The following is an 11,989-nucleotide window of genomic DNA, read 5'->3' as shown; positions in this document are numbered from 1 at the left end:
CCGTCGGCAGGGGTAGTCAGTGGGCGGTCTGCGCGACCTCCAGGGGCAGCAGCTTGAGGGACTTGCCCGTCGAGGCGTAACCGGTGGCGGCGTGCGCGCGGGCCACGGCGCGGCGCTCGTCGGTCGGTTCGCCGTAGGTCGTGGTGCGCTGATACGCCTCGCGCCCGATCGCCGCCGTCAGCGCCTCCAGTTCGTCGACGGTCTTCTCTGACCCATTGTCGGCGCCGGCCATGCGACTGATCGTCTCCTCCATCAGGGTGCCGCCCACGTCATCCGCCCCGCCCTGCAACATGAGCTGCGTGCCCTCGGTGCCGAGCTTCACCCACGACGTCTGGATGTGGTCGATGCGGCCGTGCAGCATGAGCCGGGCAACCGCGTGAACGGCCCGGTTCTCCTGTGCGGTGGGACCGGGGCGGGCGACGCCGGCGAGATATACCGGAGACGACATATGAACGAACGGCAGCAGCACGAACTCGGTGAACCCGCCGGTATCATCCTGGATCTTCGACAGCGTGCGCAGGTGCCCGACCCAGTGGGAGGGGTTATCGACGTGGCCATACATCATGGTCGACGACGAGCGGATACCGAGCGAGTGCGCGGTCGAGACGATGTCGATCCACGCGGCAGCTGGCAACTTGCCCTTGGTGAGCACCCAGCGCACCTCGTCGTCGAGAATCTCCGCCGCGGTCCCGGGAATCGTGTCGAGCCCGGCCTCCTTCGTGGCCGTGAGGAAGTCCCGATATGACATCGCGGTGCGGCTCGCGCCGTTGACGATCTCCATCGGGCTGAACGCGTGCAGATGGATGCCCGGCTGTCGTTCTTTCACCTGGCGAGCCAGGTCGAAATACGCCGTGCCCGGCAGATCCGGGTGGATGCCGCCCTGCATGCAGATCTCGGTCGCGCCGATCTTCCAGGCCTCGTCGACGCGGTCGCCGACCTGCTTCATCGAGAGCGTGAAGGCGTCGGCATCGGTGCGGCGCTGCGCGAAGGCGCAGAAGCGGCACCCGGTGTAACAGACGTTGGTGAAGTTGATGTTGCGGTTGACCACGTACCCGACGCGGTCGCCGACGACGTCTCGACGGATGCGGTCGGCCAACCCAGCGAGAGCGTCGAGGTCGCCTCCTTCCGCGCCCAGCAGCACGAGGTACTCGGCGTCGGAGAGCCCGGCCGGGTTCGTCTCGGCCTTCGCCAGGGCGGCGGCGACGGCCGGGTCGCCCGAATGACCCGCCACGCGGCGAGTATCCCCGACGGTCTCGCGGAGTTCTGACCAGTCGCCGTAGACGTCTTCGAAGTCGCTGCGCCGGTCATCCGTTCGCCCGACGGTGTCGATCTCGGTGTGCAGGTTGACGCGACCGGAGCCGAGCCACTCGGGGTCGGGCTCCTGCCACGGCAGTCCGACCGGGAGCGTGCCCTCGATCGCCAGACCGCGCTCGTCGGCGAGCGCGCGCACGTGGGGCAGGAGGCGCGGGTCGAGCCACGGCTCCTCCGCCCGCACGTAATGCGGGTGCACGGTCAGACGCTCGTGCAGCTCATACCCGGCGAGAAGCGTGAGACGCGCGAGCTCGTCGATGTTCGGCCATGGACGCTCCGGGTTGACGTGATCGGGCGTGAGCGGGCTGACCCCGCCCCAGTCGTCGATGCCCGCGCGCACCAGCATCCCGAGCTCGGTCTCGTCGGTGAGGTTCGGCGGTGCCTGCAGGCGCAGGCCCGGCCCGAGAACGACGCGGGAGACGGCGACGGCGGCGATGTATTCCTCGAGCGGCAGGTCGTCCCGGCGCATCATCGCGGTGGACATCTTGGAGCGGAAGTTCTGGATGATCACTTCCTGGATGTGCCCGTGGCGACGGGCGGCGGCGCGGATAGCGAACATCCCGTCGACCCGTTCGGCGTAGGTCTCGCCGATGCCGAGCAGCAGCCCGGTGGTGAATGGCACGTTGCTGCGACCGGCGTCTTCGATGACGCGCAGACGAATGTCCGGGTCTTTGTCCGGAGACCCGAAGTGCGCCTGCCCCTTCTCTTCGAACAGGCGGCGCGAGGTCGTCTCGAGCATCATGCCCATCGATGGGGAGACCGGCTTGAGGCGCTGGATCTCCTCCCAGGTCATCACGCCCGGGTTCATGTGCACCAGCAGGCCGGTCTCCTCCATGATGCGGATCGCCATCGCGCGGAGGTATTGCAGTGTGGAGTCATAGCCGTTGGCGTCGAGCCACTCCGCGGCCTCGGGCCAGCGCTCCTCCGGGCGGTCACCGAGGGTGAACAGCACCTCCTTGCAGCCGAGCGCAGCGCCCTGCCTGGCCACCTCGAGGATTTCGTCGGGAGACATGAACATCTCCTTGCCTGCGCGCTTCAGCTGCGCTGGCGTTTTGACGAAGGCGCAGTAGTGGCAGCGGTCCTGGCAGAGGTGGGTGACCGGGATGAAGACCTTGCGGGAGTAGGTGATCACGCCAGGTCGTCCGGTGCGCTCGAGACCCGCGTCGCGGATGCGGGAGGCAACGATCAGCAGCCGGTCGAGGTCGGCGCCGCGGGCGTGCAGCAGGATCTCGGCCTCGGTGGCATCGACGATCACGCCGGTCTCAGCGCGTTTCAGCGCCCGGGAGATGGCTGACGCGGCGGGGATGAACGGTTCGGCGATTGCAGGCAGATCTATTTCGGGCACAGCGGCGCTCTCTCGTTGAGAAGATGCCGCCCATAGCCGGGCGTGGAACCGGATTCGAGAGTCAGCCTACAACGCCGGTTGAGTAGGCAGCGAGGAACGAGCCGCCTACTCAACCAGCGGTAGCGAGGGCCAGCACGTCGGCGGCGAGCTGGGCGCTGGTGTCGGCGTCGCGCATCCAGAGTGGGGCGGCGGCGGCCCGGATGCCCAGCGCCTCGATGTCGGGGAGGGACGCGGCATCCGTCTCGTTTACCAGCCAGGCGTCGAGCAGGCCTCCGTTTCGACGCGAGCCGTAATGCTCGGCCACCGCGAACGCCGAGGTCTCGACGCCGATCGCGCTGAGGCAGGCATCCGCCATACCGCGCACGACCGCTCCCGAGATGATCGGCGAGACACCGACGACGGGGGCGGATGTCGCGGCCAAGGCCTCACGGATACCCGGGATGCCCAGCACCGTGCCGACCGACACGACCGGGTTCGAGGGCGCCACCAGCACGACATCCGCGGAGGCGATCGCGTCGAGCACCCCGGGGGCCGGCGTCGCCGAGTCGACGTTCTTCTGCACAAACGCACGGGCGGTCAGTGCCGCGCGGTGCTTGGTCCACCACTCCTGAAAGTGCATGGTGCCCGCGTCGGTGACCACGTGAGTCTCCACCTCGTCGTCGGTGGCGGGGATCAGCTCGACGCCGAGCGGCCAGCGAGCGGTGATCAGCCTGGTCGCCTCGCTGAGCGGCAGGCCGGAGCGCAGATAGTGGCTGCGGGTGATGTGCGTGCCGAGGTCGAGGTCGCCGAGGGTGAACCACGGCCAGCCGACGCCGTATGCGCGCAGTTCTGCACTGACGCGCTCGGTCTCGCCGATGCGACCCCAGCCACGCACCTCGTCGTTCTCGCCCGCGAGGGTGTACATGACCGAGTCGAGGTCGGGCGCGATGCGCAAGCTCGTGAGCCACATGTCGTCGCCGGTGTTGACGATCGCGGTGAGATCGGCGCCGTGGACATCCGTTCCCGGGAGTGCTCGTCGGACGTGTTCGCGCAGGCCTCGGGTGAACCGGGCGCCGCCGACGCCGCCGGAAATTACAGTGATTTTCACCCGGTCAACGCTAACGGGCGTTCGATGCGGCGCAGGACGGCGCGGACGGCGCGGACGTGCGGAGGGGTTTCGAAACGCGGACGCACCAGAGCGCGTGCGCTACTCAACCAGCGGGGCTACTCAATCAGCGGGCACCGCGGCGAGGGCGGCGGATGACCCCAGCTCGAGCAACCCCGTGTCGGTGGCGATCGCGACGAACGCGAAGCCCATCGACGCCAGCACCGCGCCGCGTGCGGGCGCCCCGCCGAACGCTCCCGCGGAGATGCCGGCCTCGGATGCCGCGGCCAGGATGCGACGCAGTGGTGCGGTGAGGGAGTCATCCGCGATCATGGCGTCGACCTGCACGCCGAGGGCGATCGCCAGGTCGAACGGGCCCACGAACAGCCCGTCGACACCGGGCACGGCGGCGATCGCCTCCACGTGCTCCAGCGCCGTGGCGGTCTCGATCATCACCCAGACCTGGATCTCGGAGTTGGCGGTCGTGGCAGTGGCAGGCATCCGATCGGGAGCCCCGAGGTTCGGACCCCAGCTGCGAGTCCCGACGGGTGGGTAGCGGGAGGCCGCGACCGCTGCGCGGGCCTGCTCGACCGATTCGACCAGCGGCACGATCACGCCCGCGGCACCCGCGTCGAGCGCGCGTCCGATCAGTCCGGCGTCGAGGGCGCGCACCCGCACATACACCGGCACCGCGTCGTCACGGCGGTGGGTGAGTACCGCGTCGGTTCGGGAATCGTCGAAACGGCCGTGCTGCTGATCGAGGCAGAGCCAGTCGAATCCGAGTCGGGTGAGCTGGGCGGCGATAAATGGCTCGCCCGCCACCGCCCAGGCTCCGCGCTGTGGGGACATGACACTCCTCCTGGTGGGTTGCCGTTGTGGTTGGTTATAGCGATGATGACAGTCAGACTTGACGTTTGAAAAGTAATCGACCCGATCTGCCTTAAGTAACATCGAATTCACACGCGGTTACCTGACGGAATCGTCGCCCCGCCATGATGTTCCACACCACAGTCGAGAAAGAGGACGCAGTGCCCAACCCCACCAGAGCCTTCGCCCCGCGAGCCCCGCGAGCCTCGGGAATCCGGGAGATCCTCGACCTCGTGCTCACGTCACCCGTGGAGATCGATCGCCTCGAGATCGGCGAACCAGGGTTCGCGGCCCCTGCCCACGTGGCCGCCGCCGCCGCCGTCGCGGCCCGAGGGGATGTGCGCTATACCCAGAGTTCCGGCACGCTGGCGCTGCGCACCGCCCTGGTCGACTCGCTCGCGCTGCGCTACGGAGCAGAGATCGACCCGGGCTGCGTCGTGGTGAGCCAGGGCGGATCGCAGGGCATTGCGGCGGTGTTCGAGGCGCTGGTGCTGCCGGGCGATGAGGTGCTGCTGCCCGACCCTGCCTGGCCCAACTACGAGGCGATGACGCGCATCCGCGGGGCGGAGCCGGTGCGCTACCCGCTGCGCCCTGAGGCCGGTTTCGTGCCAGACCCGGAGGAGGTGCTCGCGCTGATCGGACCGAAAACCCGCATCGTGGTGCTCAACTCGCCGGGCAACCCGACCGGCGCCGTTCTGCCGCGCGCCGTGGTGCGCCGCATCGTCGAGGGCGCGGCCGAGCGCGGGGTGATGGTGGTCTCCGACGAGGTCTACGACGAGATCATCTTCGAGGGCGAGCCGTCGGGCGCACACGAGTTCGGCGACAACGTCGTCTCGGTCTTCAGCTTCTCCAAGACCTACGCGATGACCGGCTGGCGAGTGGGCTACCTGGTGATGCCCGCGTGGTTGGCGACCATTGTCGGGCACGTCCAAGAGGCGCTCATCTCCTGTGTCTCCTCGGTGAATCAGGCCGCGGCGCTCGCCGCCCTCACCGGGCCGCAAGATGCCGTGGCGACGATGCGCGCGGCATACCGGGATCGCAGAGATCTGGCCTTGTCGCTGTTGAGCGAGGCCGACATCCGTCCGCGCCGCCCCTCCGGCGCGTTCTACCTGATGGTGCCGTTGGCTCCTGGCGTCAGCTCACGGGATGCGGCACTCGAGCTGGTCGGCCGCGGGGTGTCGTTCGCGCCGGGGAGTGCGTTCGGCAGCGTCGCATCCGACCAGCTGCGGATGTCGTTAGCCAGCTCTCCGGAGACGATTCGGCGTGGTCTCGGCCGCTTTCTCGACTGGTACACCGAGAGTCAGGGCGGACTGCTGGTGCAGCGCCATTCACTACACTGACCGAGCGTCACCTGGGTCGCTGAGAATGCGTCATAACCCCTCGACACACGCGTCATACCCCTCGACACGTCATACCCCTCGACACGTCATACCCCTCGACATTGGAGAGACGATGGCCAAGAAGAGTCACACCGCAGTGCTGGCCGGCGCCATCGAGCGACCGCAGGAGCGGGCGAAGCTCGACGAGGTCGACCTGGCGCTGCTGCAGGAGCTCGCCAGGGACTCCCGCCAGTCGCAGCGAGCACTGGCGCGGCAGATCAACATGTCCGCTCCGGCTGTTGCCGAGCGGATCGCCCGGCTCGAGCGCAGCGGGGTGATCCGCCAGTATTCGATCGACATCGACTGGGATCGTCTCGGCTACGACGTCGTGGTGTTCATGCCGATCACCCTGGAATCGGGTGGAGATATCGAGCCGACACTCGCGGCCTTCCGCGAGATCCCGGAGCTCGAAGAACTGACCGTCGTGGCCGGACGATACGACCTGCTGGCCCGGTTCCGACTCAGCGATCAACGACACCTGCGCGAACTGCTGCTCGACCAGGTCTGGCAGATTCCCAACGTGGCCCGCATCGAGACGATGCTCGGCCTCGGCAACCTCATCACCGAGGACTACGCGGCACGGATGCTGGCCCCGCGACCCGCGGTCGTCGACGAGCCGTAGCTCGGGCCCTCTCAACTGCTCTGGACTTGCAATTGAGTAGATTTTCAGCACTTTTGCCATTCAGTTACACGTTCGAAACACAATTGAACCTTGCATGTGACGTTTATACGGTTATATGGCGTCATGGATTCGAAGACTCAGTCGTCCGCCCACCCGCTGCTCAATGGTGAGGCGACCGACCTGTGGGCGATCCAACTCGACCTGTACCAGGGGTTTCTCACCGGAGACCGCGCCCGGGTCGATCGGCACATCAGTGCTGACGGTACGATGTGGGATTCCGCCCACGAACCTCTCATTCATGGCCTGACCGGTCTGAACGAGGTCCGCGCAGCCCGCCCGACCGGCGCCGACGCACCGCAGGTGGACGACCTCGATGCCACGGAACCCGTGATCGACATCTGGGGCGATACCGCGCTCACCCGCCATCTGCTCACCGTCACCTTCAGCGACGCGAGCCTGCCCGCGGAGCGCGTGCGCGTCACCGGCGTCTGGCGCCGCGTCAACGGTGCGTGGCTGAACGTGCACAACCACGAAGACGTCCTGCCCTGAGCTCTCGCCCCTCGCCGACAGCAGGGGCGTCGGCAGGGAAGGACCGGCTCCGGCCGGAAACACCGCAGCACCCGCAACGCAGTCAGCAGCACCAGCACAGCAGCACCAGCACAGCACCAGCAGCACGCACGTTACCTTCACCTCATCCCATGAAAGGACCACCATGAGAAATCGTGCACGTGGTACCGCCCTCCTCGCGGGCGCAGTCGGAGCAGCCCTTCTGCTCAGCGCCTGCAGCGGGGCAGCAACACCGCAGAAGTCGTCTGGCGGAACCCTCGTCATCGACAAGTCGTTCGACCTGAAGACGGCAGACCCGGCCCGCAACTTCGAGACCGCGGGAAACATCCTCGGCCGCGCCGTCTACGACACCCTGCTCACGTTCAAGAACGGCGACAGCTCCACGCCGATCGCGATGCTCGCCACCAAGTGGGAGGGCAACGCCGACGCGACGAAGTACACCTTCACCTTGCGCAAAGACGCCAAGTTCTCCAGCGGCGACAAACTGACGGCGGATGACGTGGTCTTCTCCCTCAACCGCGTGACGAACATCAAGGGCAACGGTTCGTTCCTCATGGACGGCCTCACCACGAAGAAGGTCGACGACACGACCGTCGAGATCATTTCGGAGAAGTCGAACACCGCCATCCCGGCGATCGTGACCAGCCCGACCCTCGGCATCCTGGATTCCGCGCTGGTCACGAAGAACGGCGGTACCGACGCTGTCGGTGCCGACGAGACCGACAAGGCCGAGAAATTCCTCAACAAGACCTCGGCGGGAACCGGCCCGTACGCGCTGAAGACGTTCAACACGACCACGGAGACCGTGATCGTGCCGAACAAGTACTACTGGGGCGACAAGCCCAAGTACGACAAGGTCGTGCTGCGCAACGCCACCGCGGCGACCCAGAACCAGGACATCACCTCGGGCACCGCGCAGGTGGCGCTCGACCTCGGGTCTGACCAGATCGCCTCGCTCAAGGGCAACAGCTCGGTGGAGATCACTACCGCCCCGTCTCCGACGCTGTTCTTCCTGTTCTCGAACGCCAACCCGGCGATCTCGACCATCACCTCCGACCCGAAGTTCCGCGAGGCGGTGACCTACGGCCTCGACTACAAGTCCCTGCTCGACTTGGCCGGTGACGGCGCAGTGCGGGCCGCCGGTGTCATCCCGAACTCGTTCCTCGGAGCGCTCAAGGAGAGCGACGCGGTAGTCCGCGACGTCTCCAAGGCGAAGGCCGCCGTCGCAGCCCTCGGTTCGGCCCCCACGGTGAAGCTCGAGTACCCCAGCGACATCACCGTCGCCGGTCTCGACTTCGGTCCGATCGCGGAGCGCATCCAGGCCAACCTCAAGGAGGTGGGCATCACGGTGACGCTGGTTCCCTCGCCCGTGAGCACGGCGCTGGACAGCTACCGTGCCGGCACCGAGGAGATGGGCCTCTGGCTCTGGAACCCGGACTTCCCGGACCCGTCGGACTACCTAGTCTTCGGCCCGGGTGCCACGGTCGGTCTGCGCGCCGGCTGGGCCACGGGGTCAGATGCCACGGTCGAGGGCATCGCCACGAAGGCATCGTCCACTGTCGACAACGACGCTCGCGGTGCCCTCTACGAGGATTTGCAGAAGGGCCTCAACAAGGCCGGGGTCTTCAACCCGCTGTTCCAGCCCGCCGCCTCGATCGTGTCATCCAGTACGGTCGGCACGGTGACGTACAGCCCGGTCTACGGACTGGACATCCCCGCCATCAAGTAGCCCCACCACCTTTCCGGGCGGTCGTTGTCACGGCCGCCCGGAAAGCACCACAGCCCGACACTTGCCCCAACGGAGGACCGCATGCTCTGGCGATTCCTGCTGAAGCGGATCGGCGCCGCGCTGCTGCTCGGCATCGGCGTGATCATCGTCACGTTCGCGCTGACCTCGGTGCTGCCGGGCGACCCGGCCACCGCGCAGCTCGGCGATCGCGCCTCGGCCGACCCCGAGATCGTCGCCGCGTACAAGAAGGCGCACGGACTCGACCAGCCGCTCTACGTGCAGTTCGGTCTGTACGTCGTGAATCTCCTGCGCGGAGACCTCGGCGAGTCGCTGCAGAGTCACCGCTCGGTGGCGACGGACCTCGCCCAGTTCGGCCCGGCATCCGCGGAGCTGGCCATCGCCGCGACCCTGCTCGCCATCATCTTCGGCATCGGTCTCGGGGTCGTCGCCGCCCTCCGCGCCAACCGGCCGATCGACCAGGCGCTGCGCCTGTTCAGCCTCGGTGGGGTCAGCATCCCGATCTTCTGGTTGTCGCTCGTGGCGATGTTCCTGTTCTCGACGCAGCTGCGGATCTTCCCGTCGTCGGGGCGTTTGAACCCCGGCGACACTCCGCCGCCGACCGTCACCGGGCTGTATACGGTGGATGCCATGCTCTCCGGTCAGTGGACCACGTTCGGCGTCGCGCTCTCGCACCTCATCCTTCCGGCGGTGGTGCTCTCCGCGCCGATGATCGGACTGCTACTGCGCTTCACCCGCTCGTCGATTCTCGAGGTGCTCGGCAACGACTACGTGCGCTCGGCGTACGCGAAGGGCCTGTCGCCGCGCACCATCATCGGCAAGCACGTGCTGCGCGCCGCGCTGGTGCCGATCATCACCGTGCTCGGCACGGCCTTTGCCTCCCTGCTTGCGGGCACCGTGCTGGTGGAGCAGATCTTCGCCTGGCCCGGAATCGGCCAGTATGCCTTCCGGAGCGCGACCAACCTCGACCTGCCGGCGATCGTCGGAGTGACCCTGTTCGTTGCCGCCGTGTTCATCGTGGTCAACCTCGTCGTCGACGTGCTCTACGGCTTCGTCGACCCCCGGATCCGTACGTCATGACAGTGACGCCCAAGACCTGGAGAGCTGTATGAAGACCTGGAGCACTGTATGAGCAGCACCATCGTCTCCGACCCGATGCTGGTACCTGACGGGCCGGCGCACCCCGGATCGAAGCGCCAGCGCAATCGCTGGAGCGTGCGATTCCGGGTGCCGCGCGCCTGGCGTCGTCCCCTCGCCTACGTTGGCGTCGCGATCATCGCCATCTGGGCGCTGGTCGCCATCTTCGCGCCGCTCATCGCTCCGTTCGACCCACTGGCTCAGGCCTCCCCGCGGTTTCTCGCGCCGTCGGGCGCGCATCTGTTCGGAACGGATGCGGTCGGGCGCGACGTTCTCTCCCGCGTCATCTACGGCGCCAGAATCAGCCTGCCGATCGCCGTCGTGCTTGTCGCGCTGTCGCTGCTGGTCGGCGGCACGATCGGCGCGATCGCGGGCTATGTCGGCGGCGCCGTCGACGGCGTGCTGATGCGCATCGTCGATCTGTTCTTCGCCTTCCCCAGCATCATCCTGGCGATGGCCGTCTCCGCTGCCCTCGGCCCGTCGTTGCTCAATGCGGTGTTTGCGATCGTCGCGGTTTCCTGGCCGTCGTACGCCCGGGTGATGCGATCGCTCGTCCTCACCCTGCGCGGAAGCAACTTCCTCGCCGCCTCCCGACTGCTGGGCATCTCGTCGGCGCGAGCACTGTGGCGGGAGATCGTGCCGAATGTGGCGGGTCCGATGTTGGTGCTGTCGACCCTGGAGCTCGGCAGCGCGGTGCTGCTGCTCTCCGGCCTGTCGTTTCTCGGCCTCGGCGCCATCCCTCCGACGCCGGAGTGGGGCGCGATGGTCTCCGACGGTGCCAGGGTCTTCTACTACTGGTGGATCGCCGTCTTCCCCGGCATCGCGATCTTCTCGGTCGTGATCGCCTTCAACTTCCTCGGCGACGTGCTGCGCGACGGGCTCGACCCGCGCTCTTCGCAGTCCCTCGCCACGACGGATCGGTGAGCCATGAGCCTTCTCGAAATCGATGACCTGCGCATCTCCCTCCCCACGGATGGCGCGCCCCGCGTGCTGGTAGATGGCGTCTCGCTGCGCGTGAACGAGGGTGAGTTCGTCGGGCTGGCCGGCGAGAGCGGAAGCGGTAAGACCGTGACCGCGCTCTCGGCCCTCGGCTTCCTGCCGAACGGCTCCAGCGCCACCGGCGAGGTGCGGCTAGACGGCACCGACGTGCTCACCATGTCGCCGAAGCAGCTGCGCGGGGTTCGTGGACAGACCGTCGCGATGGTGTTCCAGGACCCGATGACCTCCCTGCACCCGATGCTCTCGATCGAGACGCAGCTCACCGAGCAACTGCGCGCCCACCAGAGCATCAGCAAGCGCGCGGCACAGGACCGCGCGGTGCAGCTGCTCGATCTGGTGCGCATCCCGAACGCCCAGCACGCGCTGTCCGCCTTTCCGCATCACTTCTCCGGCGGGATGCGGCAGCGCATCGCCATCGCGAGCGCTCTGGCCTGCGACCCTCGGCTGCTCATCGCCGACGAGATCACCACCGCGCTCGATGTGACCGTGCAGGCCGGAATCCTCGAACTGCTGCAGCAGATCCGGCGCGACACCGGCATGGCCGTCGTCTTCATCACCCACGATCTCGGCGTCATGAACGTCACCGCCGACTCGCTCTACGTGATGTACAGCGGCCGGGTGGTCGAGCACGGGGTCACCCGCGATGTGCTCGCAGCCCCGCGGCATCCGTACACCCGCGCCCTGATCGATGCGCTTCCGAACGCCCACAACCTGGGTGAGCCGCTGGTGGCCATCCCCGGGGACGCCGCGACCGCGGAGAACCGGCCGAGCGGCTGCGCATTCCACCCGCGCTGCGCGTTCGCGGTCGACGCCTGTCGCACTGACGTGCCGGCGCTGCGTCCGGTCGGCACGGAGCGTGAGCTCGCCTGCCACGTCGATCCCTTCGATCCGGCCGACCGGGTAACCCTTCTCGTCGAGACAGGAGTGTGAC

10 protein-coding genes are annotated in these 11,989 nt (G+C 67.5%); 7 read left to right on the top strand and 3 right to left on the bottom strand.

The annotated features are described in order from the left end of the window. Positions 1-16 precede the first annotated feature (16 nt). The 3 genes from IV501_RS01155 to IV501_RS01145 all read right to left on the bottom strand — a co-directional run bounded on the left by IV501_RS01155 (position 17) and on the right by IV501_RS01145 (position 4,589). Positions 17-2,656, bottom strand: a complete 2,640-nt coding sequence (locus tag IV501_RS01155) for a bifunctional FO biosynthesis protein CofGH (RefSeq protein ID WP_200554583.1) — start codon at positions 2,654-2,656, stop codon at positions 17-19. A 109-nt stretch (positions 2,657-2,765) separates the two neighbouring features. After that, positions 2,766-3,743 carry a 2-phospho-L-lactate transferase gene (cofD, locus tag IV501_RS01150; RefSeq protein ID WP_200554582.1) on the bottom strand — a complete coding sequence of 326 codons (978 nt, stop codon included), beginning with the start codon at positions 3,741-3,743 and terminating at the stop codon, positions 2,766-2,768. A 120-nt stretch (positions 3,744-3,863) separates the two neighbouring features. Continuing rightward, positions 3,864-4,589: an HpcH/HpaI aldolase family protein gene (locus tag IV501_RS01145; protein WP_200554581.1), complete on the bottom strand. Its 726-nt coding sequence runs from the start codon at positions 4,587-4,589 to the stop codon at positions 3,864-3,866. Between the two features lie 179 nt (positions 4,590-4,768). Between IV501_RS01145 and IV501_RS01140 the strand changes: the two genes are divergently transcribed. The 7 genes from IV501_RS01140 to IV501_RS01110 all read left to right on the top strand — a co-directional run bounded on the left by IV501_RS01140 (position 4,769) and on the right by IV501_RS01110 (position 11,988). After that, positions 4,769-5,947 (top strand): pyridoxal phosphate-dependent aminotransferase, encoded by a 1,179-nt coding sequence (locus IV501_RS01140; protein ID WP_200554580.1) that lies wholly within the window; start codon positions 4,769-4,771, stop codon positions 5,945-5,947. Positions 5,948-6,059: 112 nt separating this feature from the next. Then, a complete protein-coding gene (locus tag IV501_RS01135; RefSeq protein ID WP_200554579.1) occupies positions 6,060-6,608 on the top strand; it encodes an Lrp/AsnC family transcriptional regulator in 549 nt (182 codons plus the stop codon). 123 nt (positions 6,609-6,731) lie between these two features. Next, on the top strand, positions 6,732-7,157 hold the full coding sequence (locus tag IV501_RS01130; protein WP_200554578.1) for a nuclear transport factor 2 family protein: 426 nt from the start codon (positions 6,732-6,734) through the stop codon (positions 7,155-7,157). Positions 7,158-7,320: 163 nt separating this feature from the next. Then, complete coding sequence (locus tag IV501_RS01125; RefSeq protein WP_200554577.1) at positions 7,321-8,904, top strand: ABC transporter substrate-binding protein; 1,584 nt, start codon at positions 7,321-7,323, stop codon at positions 8,902-8,904. Positions 8,905-8,985: 81 nt separating this feature from the next. Next, positions 8,986-10,002, top strand: coding sequence for an ABC transporter permease (locus tag IV501_RS01120; RefSeq protein WP_200554576.1), 1,017 nt, complete (start codon positions 8,986-8,988; stop codon positions 10,000-10,002). A gap of 48 nt (positions 10,003-10,050) precedes the next feature. Beyond that, on the top strand, positions 10,051-10,983 hold the full coding sequence (locus IV501_RS01115; protein WP_200554575.1) for an ABC transporter permease: 933 nt from the start codon (positions 10,051-10,053) through the stop codon (positions 10,981-10,983). A gap of 3 nt (positions 10,984-10,986) precedes the next feature. Continuing rightward, positions 10,987-11,988 (top strand): ABC transporter ATP-binding protein, encoded by a 1,002-nt coding sequence (locus IV501_RS01110; protein WP_200554574.1) that lies wholly within the window; start codon positions 10,987-10,989, stop codon positions 11,986-11,988. Position 11,989: the final 1 nt, after the last annotated feature.

It is taken from the genome of Lacisediminihabitans changchengi (assembly GCF_016634425.1).
In the GTDB taxonomy this organism is placed as follows: Bacteria; Actinomycetota; Actinomycetes; order Actinomycetales; family Microbacteriaceae; genus Lacisediminihabitans; species Lacisediminihabitans changchengi.
Note: the sequence above shows the minus strand (reverse complement) of the source record. Positions and strands in the feature narration are given on the sequence as shown.

Excerpts from the sequence above, each read along its gene's own strand:
- IV501_RS01145 (WP_200554581.1), bottom strand. The coding sequence starts at position 4,589 with ATGTCCCCACAGCGCGGAGCCTGGGCGGTGGCGGGCGAGCCATTTATC.
- IV501_RS01135 (WP_200554579.1), top strand. The coding sequence starts at position 6,060 with ATGGCCAAGAAGAGTCACACCGCAGTGCTGGCCGGCGCCATCGAGCGA.
- IV501_RS01130 (WP_200554578.1), top strand. The coding sequence starts at position 6,732 with ATGGATTCGAAGACTCAGTCGTCCGCCCACCCGCTGCTCAATGGTGAG.
- IV501_RS01125 (WP_200554577.1), top strand. The coding sequence starts at position 7,321 with ATGAGAAATCGTGCACGTGGTACCGCCCTCCTCGCGGGCGCAGTCGGA.
- IV501_RS01120 (WP_200554576.1), top strand. The coding sequence starts at position 8,986 with ATGCTCTGGCGATTCCTGCTGAAGCGGATCGGCGCCGCGCTGCTGCTC.
- IV501_RS01115 (WP_200554575.1), top strand. The coding sequence starts at position 10,051 with ATGAGCAGCACCATCGTCTCCGACCCGATGCTGGTACCTGACGGGCCG.
- IV501_RS01110 (WP_200554574.1), top strand. The coding sequence starts at position 10,987 with ATGAGCCTTCTCGAAATCGATGACCTGCGCATCTCCCTCCCCACGGAT.